Annotated in this window: 19 protein-coding genes; 9 read left to right on the forward strand and 10 right to left on the reverse strand. The window is 33.7% G+C overall.

What is annotated here, in order from left to right:
* Positions 1-126 precede the first annotated feature (126 nt).
* The 6 genes from AAIE21_RS14810 to psiE all read right to left on the reverse strand — a co-directional run bounded on the left by AAIE21_RS14810 (position 127) and on the right by psiE (position 5,566).
* Positions 127-345 (reverse strand): DUF3955 domain-containing protein, encoded by a 219-nt coding sequence (locus AAIE21_RS14810; RefSeq protein ID WP_343267475.1) that lies wholly within the window; start codon positions 343-345, stop codon positions 127-129.
* Between the two features lie 337 nt (positions 346-682).
* Positions 683-1,876, reverse strand: a complete 1,194-nt coding sequence (locus AAIE21_RS14815) for an MFS transporter (RefSeq protein ID WP_343267476.1) — start codon at positions 1,874-1,876, stop codon at positions 683-685.
* Positions 1,877-1,923: 47 nt separating this feature from the next.
* Positions 1,924-3,462: an ABC-F family ATP-binding cassette domain-containing protein gene (locus AAIE21_RS14820; RefSeq protein WP_343267477.1), complete on the reverse strand. Its 1,539-nt coding sequence runs from the start codon at positions 3,460-3,462 to the stop codon at positions 1,924-1,926.
* A gap of 466 nt (positions 3,463-3,928) precedes the next feature.
* The gene (csaA, locus tag AAIE21_RS14825) at positions 3,929-4,258 is read right to left on the reverse strand and encodes a chaperone CsaA (protein WP_343267478.1); all 330 of its coding nucleotides are present in this window, start codon (positions 4,256-4,258) and stop codon (positions 3,929-3,931) included.
* A 96-nt stretch (positions 4,259-4,354) separates the two neighbouring features.
* On the reverse strand, positions 4,355-5,077 hold the full coding sequence (locus tag AAIE21_RS14830; RefSeq protein ID WP_343267479.1) for a helix-turn-helix transcriptional regulator: 723 nt from the start codon (positions 5,075-5,077) through the stop codon (positions 4,355-4,357).
* 84 nt (positions 5,078-5,161) lie between these two features.
* Complete coding sequence (psiE, locus tag AAIE21_RS14835) at positions 5,162-5,566, reverse strand: phosphate-starvation-inducible protein PsiE (protein ID WP_174100984.1); 405 nt, start codon at positions 5,564-5,566, stop codon at positions 5,162-5,164.
* A gap of 221 nt (positions 5,567-5,787) precedes the next feature.
* On the opposite strand from psiE, the gene AAIE21_RS14840 reads away from it, so the two are divergent.
* Together AAIE21_RS14840 and AAIE21_RS14845 are read left to right on the forward strand one after the other, a co-directional pair.
* The gene (locus AAIE21_RS14840) at positions 5,788-6,117 is read left to right on the forward strand and encodes a PadR family transcriptional regulator (protein WP_343267480.1); all 330 of its coding nucleotides are present in this window, start codon (positions 5,788-5,790) and stop codon (positions 6,115-6,117) included.
* 1 nt (position 6,118) lies between these two features.
* On the forward strand, positions 6,119-6,886 hold the full coding sequence (locus tag AAIE21_RS14845; protein ID WP_343267481.1) for an NADH dehydrogenase subunit: 768 nt from the start codon (positions 6,119-6,121) through the stop codon (positions 6,884-6,886).
* Positions 6,887-6,988: 102 nt separating this feature from the next.
* Here AAIE21_RS14845 and AAIE21_RS14850 read toward each other — a convergent pair whose 3' ends face one another.
* Positions 6,989-7,861 carry a YitT family protein gene (locus tag AAIE21_RS14850; RefSeq protein ID WP_343267482.1) on the reverse strand — a complete coding sequence of 291 codons (873 nt, stop codon included), beginning with the start codon at positions 7,859-7,861 and terminating at the stop codon, positions 6,989-6,991.
* Between the two features lie 563 nt (positions 7,862-8,424).
* Here AAIE21_RS14850 and AAIE21_RS14855 point away from each other — a divergent pair.
* Genes AAIE21_RS14855 through AAIE21_RS14865 form a run of 3 tightly spaced genes read left to right on the forward strand, consistent with a single transcriptional unit; the run spans position 8,425 to position 9,765 of the window.
* Complete coding sequence (locus AAIE21_RS14855) at positions 8,425-8,766, forward strand: PadR family transcriptional regulator (RefSeq protein ID WP_343267483.1); 342 nt, start codon at positions 8,425-8,427, stop codon at positions 8,764-8,766.
* A complete protein-coding gene (locus tag AAIE21_RS14860) occupies positions 8,759-9,241 on the forward strand; it encodes a hypothetical protein (protein WP_343267484.1) in 483 nt (160 codons plus the stop codon). The genes AAIE21_RS14855 and AAIE21_RS14860 overlap by 8 nt, the downstream gene beginning before the upstream one ends.
* Complete coding sequence (locus AAIE21_RS14865; protein ID WP_343267485.1) at positions 9,238-9,765, forward strand: permease; 528 nt, start codon at positions 9,238-9,240, stop codon at positions 9,763-9,765. The genes AAIE21_RS14860 and AAIE21_RS14865 overlap by 4 nt, the downstream gene beginning before the upstream one ends.
* A gap of 230 nt (positions 9,766-9,995) precedes the next feature.
* Here the strand turns inward: AAIE21_RS14865 and AAIE21_RS14870 are convergent, their stop codons facing one another.
* Positions 9,996-10,427, reverse strand: coding sequence for an Lrp/AsnC family transcriptional regulator (locus AAIE21_RS14870; RefSeq protein ID WP_343267486.1), 432 nt, complete (start codon positions 10,425-10,427; stop codon positions 9,996-9,998).
* 167 nt (positions 10,428-10,594) lie between these two features.
* On the opposite strand from AAIE21_RS14870, the gene AAIE21_RS14875 reads away from it, so the two are divergent.
* From AAIE21_RS14875 to AAIE21_RS14885, 3 genes are all read left to right on the forward strand, one after another.
* The gene (locus AAIE21_RS14875) at positions 10,595-11,176 is read left to right on the forward strand and encodes a beta-class carbonic anhydrase (protein WP_343267487.1); all 582 of its coding nucleotides are present in this window, start codon (positions 10,595-10,597) and stop codon (positions 11,174-11,176) included.
* A gap of 34 nt (positions 11,177-11,210) precedes the next feature.
* Positions 11,211-11,660 carry a cyanase gene (gene cynS / locus AAIE21_RS14880; protein WP_343267488.1) on the forward strand — a complete coding sequence of 150 codons (450 nt, stop codon included), beginning with the start codon at positions 11,211-11,213 and terminating at the stop codon, positions 11,658-11,660.
* A gap of 127 nt (positions 11,661-11,787) precedes the next feature.
* Positions 11,788-13,068, forward strand: a complete 1,281-nt coding sequence (locus AAIE21_RS14885; protein WP_343267489.1) for a purine/pyrimidine permease — start codon at positions 11,788-11,790, stop codon at positions 13,066-13,068.
* A 482-nt stretch (positions 13,069-13,550) separates the two neighbouring features.
* Here the strand turns inward: AAIE21_RS14885 and AAIE21_RS14890 are convergent, their stop codons facing one another.
* Together AAIE21_RS14890 and AAIE21_RS14895 are read right to left on the reverse strand one after the other, a co-directional pair.
* The gene (locus AAIE21_RS14890; RefSeq protein ID WP_343267490.1) at positions 13,551-14,486 is read right to left on the reverse strand and encodes an aldo/keto reductase; all 936 of its coding nucleotides are present in this window, start codon (positions 14,484-14,486) and stop codon (positions 13,551-13,553) included.
* A gap of 26 nt (positions 14,487-14,512) precedes the next feature.
* Positions 14,513-15,736 (reverse strand): MFS transporter, encoded by a 1,224-nt coding sequence (locus AAIE21_RS14895; RefSeq protein WP_343267491.1) that lies wholly within the window; start codon positions 15,734-15,736, stop codon positions 14,513-14,515.
* Between the two features lie 140 nt (positions 15,737-15,876).
* Between AAIE21_RS14895 and AAIE21_RS14900 the strand changes: the two genes are divergently transcribed.
* Positions 15,877-16,185, forward strand: coding sequence for an ArsR/SmtB family transcription factor (locus tag AAIE21_RS14900; protein WP_343267492.1), 309 nt, complete (start codon positions 15,877-15,879; stop codon positions 16,183-16,185).
* The last annotated feature ends 489 nt before the right edge of the window (positions 16,186-16,674 follow it).

Raw genomic sequence — 16,674 nt, forward strand, 5'->3', positions numbered from 1 at the left:
TTGTTATAAAGAGTGATCCTTCTTTGTTTATTACTAACGATGAAGCATGCTCTTGCACAATCAAAAAAGAAGCATAACCCTAAGTTATGCTTCCTTTTATATATTTAAAAGAGTATCTCAATTGAATTAATTAAGTTTCCCTTTTTTAAACATCGTAACAATCGCCACAAACAACACAGAAATAATACCAGTTAAAAATAATACATAACTTACTGGAACTAAGAAGAAATAAGGTTCTACAAGCAAACCATCCGGTGCCACGCTACTATTTGAGGCATGGATACCAAGACAAATAATCCCTAATAATATTGGTGTAATAGCTAATAAGAATTTCTTTTTCATCATATATTCTCCTCGTTTTAAATAATTAAGATTCATTTTTTTCATATTCTAAAATGTCACATGGTTGGCATTCTAGAACTCAAGCAATAAAAAATGGGATTCCAGTAATCCAAACAAATACATTGAAAGGATTACATAAAGTGAAACTTTAATCATACGGATAATTCTTTCTGTTTCATAAAAAAGAAACACCCTTCAATTACTAACCATATAATAATCCAAAGTAAATTATAAATCAACAATATTTTATCGTAAAACAATAAATATTTATTATTTCAAATAAAAAAGTTTGTGGGACATTTACTGTTCCACAAACTTTTTTCACTTGAATTATACTGTTTTATAGAATAAATCGTTTACTAAAGAAAATATAAAAAGCACAAAATAAAACGAATGTCCCTGCATATATTAATAAATTTTCTACTTGTACAATATCAGCCAGTGGTCCGAATATAATCATCCCTAATGGCAAAGCACATGAGTTAGAAATTTGTACAAGACTAAACACCCTACCGTGCATGGAAGGCTCAACTTCCTCCTGCAATAAGACTGTAATTGGAGTGTTGAAACAAGGCATCGTTATTCCAATTAAGAAGTTAAACAACAAATATACGACAAATATTGGCGCGATACCTAATCCGATCATTATCAAGCCGTATAAAGCACATGCAAGAGCTGTCGTGTGCATGCGATTTCTAAAGCCACCCCACGCAGCGATTAAGATTCCTCCCACAGCAGCTCCAGCGCTGAAGGTCATTTCACTTGCTGTTAACCTCCACATTTCCGCACCAAAGGAACGACTCACCATTAAAGGTGTTAAAAATGCGGCAGGGCTTGCTAAAATCATTATGATAATCAATAACACGAGCAATCGCTTAATGAACACATTTTCTTTTAAATAAGCAAACCCTTCTTTTATACCTTGTACGTTAGACTTTTGCTTATTTTCCTTGTTTATATACGCTGGTACCTGAATCATAAACATGATGCCAATCCCGATGACTGCAGTAATAACATCAATAAAAAATGTAGATTCAATACTTGCTATAGAGAGAATTGCTCCGCTTGCTGCCGGTGAAAGAAACATGATTAAAGATGTAATGCTACTGTTTACTCCATTTACTTTCATAAGATTATCTTTTGGGACAATCTGTGGAATCAAAGCATTAACAGCTGGAGTTTGTATCCCAGTCCCAGCCGACCGAATTAGCAATACAATGAAAAGTAACCAAATGCTCTTATAACCCACTACAAATAAAATTGCTAAAATGAATGTCGCAAACGCAATTATCCCATCGGATAACATAATCATTTTCTTACGGTTATAACGATCTATCCACACGCCTGCGAATAAAGAAATCGCAATTTGCGGAAGGAAACCACAAACAGTAGAAATGGTCAACATCATCCCAGATGATGTTGTAAGTGTGATATACCATATAATTGCGTACTGAACCAATGATGAACCGAACAACGAAATGGTTTGTGCTGTTAGGAATAGAACGATTTTTGTTTTCCAATTGTTATCATACATAAATTTATTTACACCTCTTGTTTCATCTCAAGTATTTTGAATAGGATTTACATTACGCCATTTTCTATATTGAAAATGCTATCTGCCCACTCACGATAAAAATTTCCTTCATGAGAAACGAGTAATACACTTCCCTTAAACCGTACTAAAGCGTTTTGTAGAGCTTTCTTTGCTTCCGCATCCAAATGATTCGTTGGCTCATCTAAAATTAAAAAGTTACAAGGAGTTAGTAACAGTCTGCATAATTTTACTTTTGACTGTTCACCACCACTTAATGTACGAATCTCTTGTGTTACATTCGTGTCTTTTACACCGCACTGCGCTAAATGATGACGAATTTCTTTCATATTCAGTTTTGGAAACTGTTCTGAAATAATCTGAATTGGTGTCATTGCCCCGTTTTCCCATTTCAAATCTTGCTCATAATAACCAATTTTTATTGGGTCTGCAAAATCAAAATCCCCTGAAATGCTCGGAATGCGTCCAACTAAAGTTTTTAATAATGTAGATTTTCCAATGCCATTAAATCCTGTAATAACAAGCTTTTGGCCGCCTATAACTGAGAAATTCAATTTTGGCAAAAGAGCTGAGTTATAACCCACCTCAAGGTCATTTATCGTAAGAACCGTCTGTTTTGAAAGGTCAAGTTCACGAAAACGAATAGATGGTTTATGAGTAAAAGCAGGCGGGGCAATTCGCTCCATCCTTTCGAGCTGTTTTCTGCGCCCTTGCGCAATTTTAGAATTAACCCCAGCAATATTTCTTCGAATATATTCTTCCGTCTTTTCAATTTGTTTTTGTTGTGCGTGGTACTGACGAATATAATCCTTTCGTAAATGCTCCTTTTGTCTTAAAAAATCTGAGTATTTACCGTAGTACTTCTTGATTGTTCCAAACTCTATATCACATATACAAGAAGACACTTCTTCTAAGAAATCAAAATCATGAGAAACAACAATAAAAGCACCCTCAAACCCTACTAAATAACCAGTAAGCCATTCAACATGTTCTTTATCCAAAAAGTTCGTTGGCTCATCTAGCAACAGAACATTCGGTTTTTCAAGTAGCAACTTTGCCAAAATCACTTTCGCTCTTTGTCCACCGCTTAATTCTTCGATTCTACGATCCATACCAATCGCATCAATTCCTAAACCAGCAGCAATTTTATTTATTGTGCTATCTATCGAGTAAAATTCCTGTGCTTCAAGCTGTTCTTGATACTCAGCTGCTTGTAACAATTGCTCTTCATCGCCAGTTATCGCACTCTCCTCATATAACTTACTCATTCTTTTTTCCATTTCAAATAAATCTATAAAAGCCATTTTTAAATATGCTAAAACCGTATGATTCCCATCAATTTCAGCATATTGATCCAAATGTCCAATTTGAATATTAGATTGCCATTTTATATCGCCGGCATCAGGAATAACTTCTCCCATCAATATTTTTATTAACGTACTTTTTCCCGATCCATTTTGTCCTACTACTCCCATATGTTCTCCTTTGTATAAATCAAAAGTAGCATTTTCATATAAGATTTTATCTATAAAACAATGTGATACATTTTCAACTTTAAGTAAGCTCATAATGATCCCTCTTTTCCTAAGAATAAAAAAAGCAGAGGGATAGCGTCATCCGACACTAGCCCTCTGCTTCGTAATTTTTGCTATACTACTCCAATTTGTAACAGCTCATTGGAATACTATACACAAAGGGCCATAGACAAAGCATTGTCTATGGCCCTTTCATCTATTACTCATCAGCTAATAGTCATAACCAAATAAGCATAGCAAAACTACACTTTTTTCGAAGACTATTCAGCCGATGAATATGAGAGACATTATGCTCCCAGATTAAGCTCCGTACAACGCTTCACCGTATACATTTGTGCGGAGCAAAGTTTTCTAACGAGTTTTACAAATTTTATATAAAGCATTTCAAGCACCTTCCTTATTCTTAAAGGGGATTTTAGCATATGTTTCTGCAAAAGGTCAAGAAATAACCAAATACTGTAATCAAAAACTACATACTTCTATTCGATTTTTTACACTCTTATGCGATTGGCGTTCCATTTGCAACAGGCTCATCCGGTTTTAACAGCACAACGTCCCCTTCTTCTGGTACACCTCCTACTACTAATACCTCAGATTTAAAACCTGCGATACGTCTAGGAGGAAAATTCACAACTGCGATTACTTGCTGGCCAATAAGTTGTTCTGGTTCATATCTTCGCGTAATTTGAGCTGAAGATTGTTTAAGGCCCATCTCACCGAAATCAATTTTTAATTTTATAGCCGGTTTCCGCGCTTCCGGAAATGGTATGGCTTCTATTACAGTCCCAACACGAATATCTAATTTCATAAAATCCTCAATGCTTGCCACATATATTACCTCCTGTTTTTACAATATCCATATTTACATTTTAGACACATACAATGAGATTTTTTTTACTGAAAATCAGTAATTTTTAACCATATGTCATGTATTCGTTACAAATGAAAAGTTACCTTTTCGATATTGGCTCGGTGTGATTCCCTCATATTTTTGGAATAAACGCGTTAAGGAAGATTGGTGCTCTAATCCTACTTGAATTGCAATGTGCAAAATAGGTAAATTGGTATTTCGTAATAAGTCTTTCGCCTTATTCAAGCGCACTTCTTGTATATATACCGATGGAGATTTCCCTGTCTCTTTTAGAAACCAATCTGAATAATAGGAACGATTATAATGCTCAAGTTCCGCAAGTTTTTGTACCGTTATATTCTCATGATAATGTTCGTGGATATATTGAATCGACTTAGGTTGTTGCTCTTGTCGTAAACAATGTGAAATATACGGATAGAGCTCTTTAAGCGCAGATCTTCCCTGTTCTATTCCATCCAGGATAAGATAGCGAATCCCTTTCCACTGATTCGTAAATTGATAAGAAATCCCCCTATTTTGTAACTCACCAGCAGGAATCATAAAATAAGGGATATCTAGAACCAAAAATTCATTACGTACAGAAGAATGAAAAGTATGATCACATTCAGGAGGAACAAAAAATAATGTTTGTTGGTCTATGAGAAGGTTTTGTGCCCCAGCCTTTATAACAAGTTCTCCTTGAAGGGGTAAAATGAGCTGGGCATAACTATGGGAATGTGTATCTTTAGCAGCTGTATACATTCGGCGTTCCGCTACAATCTCTTTATATGTTTCCATTGCATTTTCTCCCTTTTGATATTTGGATTCATAATACCAAAAAAAGTAGTGCGAACCAATAGCTTGGTCTGCACTACTTTTTATCTAATGCTTCTTCAAATCCCTCATATTAGATATATATAAAGCAATAACTAAAATAAGAATAGCCCCTGCATATAATAATGTTTCAAGTGGTTCCTCATGAGAAACGATAATTAATCGAATTAGCGCTGTAATTCCTATATAAATAAAATATCGTAGCGGAAAGTGATAATTCGATTTGAAGTACTTAATAATTAATGCGATAAATTCAAAGTATAAAAAGTAAACAATAATACTTTCAACTAGCTTATAAGACGTATATTTTTTTGTGGAAAATATGTATTGTATAAATGTGATTGTTTCATTAATTAAAAAGATAGATAGAACAATGGATAGGATAATAAGAGCTGTATTTAATATCCATTGTAAAACACTTGCAATAAATTCATCAACATTAAATGATCGCATTTTCTAGCACTCCTCTATAGGTGAATCATACTCATTTATTATAGCAAAATTATCCTGCCATATAAATTTTAGAAGTGTTAAATTATAGTTTCACTTGATTTTTTTTCCAAAACATTAAAACTACACACGTAATACCTTGCATTACAAGTTAATTCCATGTTACCTTTACCATAACACTTGCATTGCAAGGTATTAAAAGGATATATGAATCGGAGGCTAACATGGCTGACTCAACACAAATGCTAAAAGGAATTCTGGATGGTTGCATTTTAGCTATCATTCAAGAAGGTGAAGTATACGGTTATGAATTAACAGAGAAGTTGCATAGCTACGGTTTTCACTCTTTTAGTGAAGGCACAATCTATCCATTACTATTACGTATGCAAAAAGAAGGATTGCTTACGAGTGTATTAAAAGAATCAACTGCTGGCCCTAAGCGAAAATACTATCAATTATCAGAATTAGGTGAAAAAGAACTAAGCAGTTTTAAAGAACGCTGGACTAATTTAAAAATATCGGTAGAAAAAGTGATAAGTAAAGGGAGTGAATAACATGTTATCAACAAAATCCGAACAATTTTTAATCGAACTCAGAATGTATTTATTACAACGCGGAAAAAAAGATGAAGATATCAATGCGATAGTGGAAGAGCTAGAAGTTCATTTAACAGAAGCTGAATCAAGAGGGCAAAGTGTCGATCATATCATTGGGAAAAGTCGTAAACAGCATATGAAAAATATCGGGAAAGAACTTCCAACAGACAAAGAAGGGTTACTCATAATAATTCCCGCTGCGATTTTAGTGATTATTGCTTATATGTGCGTAGCTCCAGCCATTAGAGGAACATTCAAAATTTCACAAAACATATTGCTATTTGGATCACTACCAGTCTTCTTAACAATGGCACTATTTGCATTTGTATTCTTTAAAGGACTTCCGAAAGTATATCCATCTACGAAAAATTCAATGATTCTTTTAATAATAACGCAGCTCATTACTATCGGAGGATGGGTTGGCTTTTATCTTTGGTTAGATGGCAGACTTGATACAGACTATTTCATCGCAACTCCTATGCAAAGCTATATCATTGCTAGTGTATGTATCCTTATTTTCATTGCATTTGCATTGTATACAAAATCATGGGCTACAATTTTGGTTGCATTCGTAATTTGTATCGGTCCAATTTTAGAACATGTGATTCCAGCTGAAATAAACAAAGATCCAAAGTATATTACACTAACGATTATCATTAGTATCGTTATAGGTATTTTACTAATAATCTATTTCTACAAGAAAGCGAAAACCACTTCCAATACTTAAGAAGTGGTTTTCTTTTTACTCCATAAGCGTTAAAAAATCACCTTTTCATCAAACGAAAAGGTGATTTTTTGTGAAACTATATTAAAGTTTTCTAAATTGTAACTAGTGAATATCATGCTTCTTGAAATTGCCGCCCTTTACTTCTGCTACGTCATATACCGTAATAAAGGCACTTTCATCAATTTCATGAATGATTTCTTTCATTTTACTTTCTTCTAAACGGTTAATCACACAAGTGATTTCTTTAAATTTCTCTCTTGAATAACCGCCGTACACTTCATTATACGTTGCACTTCGGCCCAAGCGCTCTCGAATTGTTTCTACCATTAATTCAGGTTCCTTTGTGATAATTTTAAATGTTTTAGAACCACTTAAACCTACCTCAACGATATGAATGACTTTAGAAGCGATAAAGTACGCAATTGCTGAAAGAATCGCTCCTTGCAGACCAAACACTGTTGAAACAACAATAAAGACAAACATGTTTAAAAATAAGATAAGATCACTTGTTCCAAAAGGTAATTTTCGCGAAAGTAATACAGCTAACATATCGATTCCATCTAATGCGCCACCGTTACGCAATGCTAGTCCCATACCAAAACCGATAATAATACCACCGACAACGGTAACTAACAATGTATCACCGTGAATAATAGTTGGTACGTCATGCATAAGAACAGTACCGATTGCTAGTGAAGCAATACCGATAACTGAATAAATAGCAAAATTTCTACCAATTTGCTTATACCCTAACCAAACAAAGGGGATGTTAAAGATTGCGATTAGAAGTCCTAATGGTAATCCAAATAATTGTGAACTAACGATACTTAAACCCGTCACACCACCATCTGAAACGTTGTTTGGGATTAATACCGCTTCTAGTCCGTATGCTGTTATAAATGCACCAATAATAATCGCTAATGCTCGTAAAACGATTTTTAGTTTATTGGGCTTGCGCTTTTTGATTGTACTCATATAATTCCTCGTTTCAAACTAGTTTCTTTTTTCATTCTTAATAACTATTGTAACACATTCCCATTTTAAGTAGAAATCTTCACAATCTCTTCTAAAATGCAAAGCATATCCATTTTCTTTTAAGTTATCATTCAACAAAATGTCACGATTATGGAATTACAGAACGGACATATTTTCAGCTACTTCACTTTTAAATCACTCTTGCTTTTCTTGAGATTTTTTCACCTCAACAACATCTATAGATGACATCGCATTCATTTCTGTTAACTTTGTTCATTCTTCGGTAGTATTTGCAATTGAATTCATGTTATCAGAAAGATAAAGTGAAAATTTAATCAGTTGGTTTTTCTTCATCCTCCACTGATTATTAGCCCTCACCAATAAGGCTTTTTTGTGATAAAAAACATGTTGTTTATTTTTAGAATTGACATGACATTATATTAAATCTATACTGTGAGTAACATATTACTGTTAATGACAGTAATATGTTACTCACAGTAATACTTTTAATGTTATGATGACAAAAAATATTTTTTACATTTAATACAGGAGGTTAGAATTTTATGAAACATACAGGAAGACATACAGGTGCATTTCTTTTACTGTTTTTAACGGAGGGAGATAGCTATGGTGGGAAACTTCTACAGAAATGTGAAGAAGAGCTTCCCGTCAATCCAATCGATAGTGCCATCATATACCGCACCCTAAAAAAATTAGAAAAAGAAGGTGCTGTTGAATCTTATTTGGATACATCTGATCAAGATAAGCCGAGAAAGGTATACAAAATTACTACAGTGGGAAAAAAACAATTAGAAGAGTTTCAAATAGATATTGAAGAAAAAATTAAAAACTTATCATTTTTCTTAGACAAATATAAAGACTGGAAAGAGTCTAATCATGATTAACGGCGCTCTCCTTTACTCTTTAGCCATTATTCTTATCAGTATTTCGTTTGTAAAGGATCGGAATAAAACAAAAGATGCTCTATTAAAGTCATGGAAAATGTTTCGTAATCTTATACCTTCCATGCTATCAATTATGCTTTTCGTTGGACTATCCCTATCGATATTAACACCTTCCTTCATTTCTTCCATAATTGGTGAAAAATCTGGATTCATCGGTATCGTTTATTCAACAATAATTGGCTCTGTTGCACTCATTCCAAGCTTTGTTGTGTTTCCTCTTGGAAATACATTAGTCCAAAATGGTGCGGGCCTCCCTCAAGTTGCAGCATTAATGTCTACATTAATGTCAGTCGGAATCACAACTTTACCGATGGAACAAAAAATATTTGGGCGAAGTTTTGCCTATGCTCGTAATGCCTCTGCCTTATTCATATCTCTCCTATTCTCATATATCATTTGGGTGGTGATGGTATGAATGAATTAAAAAGATATCGATTCTTTTTCATTTTACTATTGGGGCTCATTATATTGACTTTTATAAACCAATCATTGGGATGGAACGCATTTCAATTAACAGGAAAAAGTATTTTAGATATGCTCTTTCTACTTCCTCCTGTCTTAATATTCGTAGGGTTACTGGACCAATGGGTAAAGAAAGAAACATTAATTAAATATATGGGAGAAAAATCTGGTATCTATGGAATCTTATTCTCCCTATTATTAGGAGGAATTGCAGCCGGCCCCCTCTACGTCGCATTTCCAATTGCAGCACTTTTATTAAAAAAAGGGGCAGGTATTAGGTACATCGTATTTTTCTTAGGTGTTTGGACAACTGCAAAGTTACCGATCATAGTGTATGAATTCTCTTCATTTGGAGCTACATTTACACTCATTCACATTTGCTTCGGTCTATTATTTTTCTATTTAATGGGCATCATTTTTGAGAAATTTTATGATCAACGGCAATTGTTACAATATGATATAACGAAAGAAGTTTAGATTTAGATCAATAAGTCTTTAAGGCCTTCCATCCGAGGTTCTTCTATAGCTGTAACCTTTAAAGGTACAACGATATGACTCGCATTTTTCAAACAACTTTAAAAAGCCTTACTACACACAAATTGTAGTAAGGCTCTTACTATCCAAGATATAAAGTTAACGACTTTATTATCTCTATACAAATAGGGATTAGCAAATAACGTTACTATCCCCTCCGAAGAAAAGAAACCTTATTTCAACTTTCCTATTGATAGGTTAACACGATAATTCCCATACTTTAATAGTCGTCCTAGAAAGTTATCCAAGTCTTCATTGGAAGCAAAATGTGTTTTTAATAAATAACACCCCTCACCACTTATACGGTGTACTTCAGAAATTCCTTCTTCTTTTTGAAAGAAATTCATAAACTCTTGATGATTAGCTGTTGTTACGAACAAAGTAACAAATGCAGTCACTGTTTGTCCTAGTTTGATTCGGTTTATTGCGATTGTATATTGTTCAATAATCCCTAAATCCTCTAATCTCCGAATTCGATTTCCTACAGCCTGTCCCGTCATATGTATTTTTTGACCAAGTTCTTTCCATTGTATTCTTGAGTTTTCTCCTAATGATTTCAGTATCTCAAAATCTGTTTGATCAATGATATAAACCAATCCTTTCACCGTGAAAGTAGAAAGCCAGAAAGTGTTTCGCCAACTTATTCTGCTTATCGATACAATTCACTATACTTAGTTTATCCTCTCACATCACATTGTTTATCAGTTATATTTACTTATAACACAGAGGACGCAACAAAAAAATACATCTAGATTTAAAGGAGGTTACAAATATGTTATTACAAGATATTTTATCGTTCAATGAACAATTTGTAGAAAATAAGGAATACGCTCCTCGTGAAGCGACAAAAATGCCTAAAAAACGTATGGTTGTTGTTTCTTGCATGGATGCTCGTTTAATTGAGCTACTTCCAAAAGCTTTAGATATACACGATGGTGATGCAAAAGTTATCAGAAATGCAGGTGGTAAGATTGCTTCTCCTTTCGATAGTGTTATGCAAAGTGTTGTAGCATCAGTATATGATCTAAATGCAGATGAAATCTTTCTTATCGGACACCATAGATGTGGTGCGAGTCAAACTAATCCAAAAGGAACACTTCAAAAAATATTAGATCGTGGAGTAGCTTCACCAGAAATTTTATCAGCTATTGAATATGCTGGTGTTGACCTTGAAAAATGGTTATTTGGATTCGATGATGTCTGCGATTCAACTCAAGCTAATGTTGATTTAGTAAGAAATCATCCACTTATTCCAAAAGATGTTCCTGTACATGGTTTAGTTATTGATCCTCACACAGGTAAATTAGATTTAGTAGTTGATGGATATAAAGCATTAAATGGTATGAAAAATTAATTATTATTACTTAAATGAAGGGAAGTTATTAGATATGAATAGACAAGAAGCTACGCAAAAAATTATGGAAGCAAAAATTAAAAAAGGTTTAACATGGGAAGAAATTTCAAAAGTAAGTGAAAACTCTGAGACTTGGGTTGTAACAGCGTTATTAGGACAAGCTACAATGACACGTTCAGAAGCAGAAAAAATCGGTAAACTATTAGAATTAGATGAAGAAGTAGTTCAAGCATTAACAGTAGTTCCGTTTAGAGGTCAAGTAATGCAAATGCCTCCTACTGACCCAATCTTATATCGATTATATGAAATGATGTTACAATACGCACCAACTCTTAGAGAATTAATCTTAGAAAAAGCTGGCGAAGGTGTAATGAGTGCAATTAACTTCAATCTAGGTGTGGACACACAAGAAGATCCAAAAGGTGGCGATCCTCGTATCGTTATTACACTTAACGGGAAATTCTTACCATTCCGTACATGGTAATTAATTGAAAATCTATCTATACAATTAAAGTAATTTATAGTTCTAAAAAAATCCATCCTTTTTAATCTAACTGTGTAGAAAGGATGGATTTTTACTATGAGGTTCTTTTTCGGCAAAGGAGAGTAATATGAATAAAAAATATTTTGATACGAGCTTTAGTATTCTACAGTGGTTTGTGTTTCTATTAGCAAATGCAATTGCATTGCCTATCATTATCGGTAGCATATTCCATTTATCAATAGAAGATATCTCAACATTAATGCAGAGAACTTTTTTAGTTGTGGGAGTAAGTTCATTTATACAAGCATGGTTTGGGCATCGCTATCCCATTGCGGATGGTCCAGCCGGTTCATGGGTAAGTATATTTGTCATATTGGGACAAGTCGCTATGCATCAGGGACAAAGTGCAAAAGATGTATTACAACTTTTAGAAGGCGGATTAATTATTGCAGGTATATTACTCTTCGTCCTTGGTATAACAGGGCTTGTGCATCGAACCTTACGTTTATTTACACCTTTGGTTACAGGAACTTTTCTTTTAATTTTAGCTCTTCAGCTTAGTGGTGTGTTACTAAAAGGAATGATGGGATTACAAGGATCTGTAACTCATCCTGATTATACAACAGCTACTATTGCGCTCTTTGTTTTTGCCCTTATTACTTTCTTATCAATTAAAGGGAAAGGGTGGATGAAAAGTTACGCTGTGTTACTTGGAATTTCATGTGGTTGGCTTTTATATGCTTTATTAGGAAAATCATCTCATACGCCTTCACACACACCTTTAGTTAAGTTACCAGAGATATTTGCTTGGGGCACACCTAGATTCGATATTGGAATGACTCTAACCGCAACTTTATTTACATTTCTTTTAGTTGCAAATACGATTGCTGCTATTTCGGCTGTAAAACAAGTGGCCCCGTTATCTAAAGAAAATGAAAAGCAAACACTGAACCGTGGTGTATGGGTCGGAGGTATATCACATGTTATCTCGTCGTTGTTCTCTACAATTGGAATTGTACCATTACCTGCGTCAGCAGGATTTATTCAACTAACAGGACAAAGAAAAATGAAGTCGTTCCTTATAGCAAGTCTCATATTAGCAGGAATTTCTTTTATTCCCTTAATTGTAAGCTTTATATCCTTACTACCAGGTCCTATCGCTAATGCTGCACTTTTAGCAACATTTGTCCAAATGATAGGAATTTCATTTCAATCGATTTTACGTGAAGAATTAAATCAACGGCGACTAACTATATTAGGAATTGCATTATTAATTAGTTTGGGAATAATGTTTCTTCCAGAAAGTGCATTTAGCGGAATTCCTTCTTCCTTACAATATGTTTTAAGTAACGGATTACTCGTAGGTACCATGATTGTCATTCTACTGGAACAATTTTGGAAAGAGTAAAGTATTTATATACTTATTTATAAAAAGAAGTATTAGATGGATTTAATAATTGATTTTTCAGATGAAACTGCAATGGTAAAAGAAGAATATTTTAATCTTATTAGAACATTATTAGAAAGTTTAACTTAGTGGAAGCATAAGTTGACCAAAACGGCCATCTTATGCTTCTTGTTATACAAAATGTGACTTAACTCATAAAGTTGCACACCAATAACCCATAACTTTGCATAAAATTATGGGTTTTCAGTCCTAATACTGTAAAATCCCCACTCAAAATTACCCATAAAATTGCAGAAAGTTTATTTTGGAAGCATAACATTGCAAGCAGTTCTACGTTAAACTTTCCTCCTACTAAATAAATAAACTATCCCAAAATAGTACCTTGAGATAGCCTTTTTATTACTTATCTTATTCCAACACATTATTTCATTGAAAAACACCTCGGAATACGATTCACTTTTGCAATTCTTATTCATCAAAAATTAATTAGACAAAACTCCATTGATTCCTTCTATATCAGCTTTTGATAAAGTTATATGACTAGCTTTAACATTTCCACTTACTTGTTCAGGTCTTTTTCCACCAGGGATTACTGCATCTACTCCCTCTTGAACAAGTAACCAAGAAAGTGCAAGGTTTGGAAGACTTATACCTTTTTCTCGTGCAATCATTTTCAGCTTCTCAACTTTTTCTATATTCTTTTGATAAATTGCTGGCTTAAATAAATCTACATCATTTCTCCAGTCTGCTTTTTCAAGGACAAAATCTTTCGTATATTTTCCACCTAAAATACCAAATGCAAGAGGGCCGTATGGAATATAAGAAATCTCATTTTGTACACAATATGGTAATAAAGTTTCTTCTGCAGATCTATCTAGCATATTATATGGACATTGTACGGCTGAGATTTCATTTGAAAAATTAGCTGCTTTTAATTGCTCTAAATCTACATTTGATATCCCAATTGCTCTAATTTTCCCTTCTTCTTTTAAACGTGAAAGCTCTCCAACTGATTCTGAAAGTGGAACACTTGGGTCTACAAGGTGAATATAATATAAATCAATGTAATCTGTTTTTAAACGTTTTAAGCTATTTTCTACTGCTGTTCTCATATATTTCGGTGAATTATTAATTCTTGTTGAGCCATCATTTAATTTCTCAATTCCACCTTTAGTTGCAATAACTAATTCGGAACGTTTATGTTTAATCGTTTCACCTAAAATTTCTTCAGATCGTCCAAGTCCATAAGAATCAGATGTATCAAAGAATGTTACGCCTCCCCTTATTGCTTCTTCAATCATTTTCTTTCCCTGTTCTTCATCAATGTTTGTATAGAGATTATGTCCTCCTACTGCATTTGTTCCAAAACCAATTTCTGAAATTTTAATATTTGTTTTCTTTAATTGAGAAAAATCCATTTAAATAACCCCTTTTCCATTTAATTTTAAGCATTTTTAATTTTTAAATCTTGATTGACTTGAACTTGCTTTTCTTCTTTACTATCAAATAACCATCCTACTAAGACAACCCCAATACATAATACAGTTAAAAGTGCTGCAATTAATGGAATTGCCTTTAAACCTAAACTAGTGTTAATTACTACCCCTCCCACAAATGATCCTAAAGCAATTCCCAAGTTAAATGCGCTAATATTTAAAGAAGCTGCAATATTAGGTGCTCCTTTCGCTTTTGCAATAACTCGCATTTGTAGACCTGGTACATGCCCAAACGAAGTAAATCCCCATAAAAATACAGTAATAACAGCTAAAGTTTTATATTCACTTGTTATATAGAAACTTCCCATAACAAGTGTTAATAAAGCGAGCATACCAATAATTGTAGGCATAGGCTTCCAATCTGAAAGTCTACCAGCTACTGTATTACCTATTGTTAATCCTAATCCATACAATAGGAGAATCGGTGTAATCGCACTAGCACTAAATTTTGTAATATCTGTTAAAGTTGGTGCAATGTATGTAAATGCCGCAAAAACCCCTACGAAACTAAGAATAGTCATTAATAAAGTAAGTTGAACTTGTGGCTTTTTCAGCACTCGAATTTCTTGACGAAAACTTGGAACGGACGTAAGAGCTATTTGTGGAATGAACTTTGTGATACATAATATTGCCACAACCCCTAATGCACTAATAATCCAAAAAGATGCTCTCCATCCTAGACTTTGTCCAACAAAAGTACCTAATGGTACACCTATAATATTGGCAACAGATACCCCTGTAAAGATCATTGCAACGGCACTTGATTGCTTTTCAGGAGGAACTAATCTTGAAGCTACAACAGACCCTACACCAAAAAATGTTCCATGAGCAAAAGCTGCTAATACCCTTGATACTAAAAGGAATTCATATGTAGGAGCAACTGCACATAATGTATTACCGATTACAAACAATAACATCAACATCAATAATAGTTTTTTACGCTGCATCTTTCCTGTTAAAGCAGTAAGTAATGGAGCACCTATCGCTACTCCTATTGCGTAACCAGTTACTAATAATCCTGTAGAACTAATACTTACATTCAAATCTTTCGCTACATCTGGCAGAATACCCATGATAATGAATTCGGTAGTTCCAATTGCAAAGGTACTAATCATTAATGATATAAGTGCTAAACGTGTGTTAACATCTCGCTTTGCTCTATCTTTATTCATCTTCCAATATCAACTCCTTTTTATTCGTAAAGATATATTTCCATTGTTCTATAATGTTCGAACAATGGAAATATATCACGAAATATAGTATAGTTCAACTAAATAGACTTAACTTTTTATATTTTAAGAAGGTGATTAATTTGAGAACATTGTATCATCCAAACATGAATGAAATTCGCTTATCCTCTATCCTTTACGCTCTTAGCGATCAAATTAGGCTTAAAATAGTCATGGAGCTAGCAGGGAGAGGCGAACAGTCATGTAGCGCTCTAGATATTCCCATAGCTAAGTCAACACTTTCCCATCACTTTAAAGTTCTACGGGAATCTGGAGTGATCAACACAAGAATAGACGGAACACAACGTTTTATATCGATTCGAAAAGATGACATAAATAATCGTTTTCCTGGTTTATTACAAGCTATTTTACAAGCATCTGAACCATTTTGAATTTTTTGTAAATTATTTTTAGATAAACAAAAATCGCTGTCTTATATGAGGCGACTTTTGTTTATCTAAAGAATTATATCTATAGTAGTTCTAATTCTTTAATTGTTCCACACCAAACACTTATAAGAATAACCGCTAAAATGTCTTTTTTTACATAACTTTTGAGAAGTATATTCTTGCACAAAAAGAAAGCATAAACCTGCATTTTATGCAAAGTTATGCTTCCTGTTATACAATGTGACTTTACCCATAAAATTGCCGCTAAAGGAAGCATAACTTTGCCGGAAATCACATGTTTTTGAGGAGATTTAGTTGATTGTTTGAGGGGAAAGGAAGCATAACTTTGCCGTGAATTAATTATTAACCCATAAACTTGCCGTGGATTTTACAACAAGACAAATAAAAATACCTATTATCAGCATGAGACATTTAGGACTGATATTACAGTTAAAAATAAAAATAAAAATACGATCCAGATTATTATGATGA

The sequence above is a fragment of the Paenibacillus sp. 102 genome, assembly GCF_039549175.1.
Classification (GTDB): Bacteria; Bacillota; Bacilli; order Bacillales; family Bacillaceae_G; genus Bacillus_A.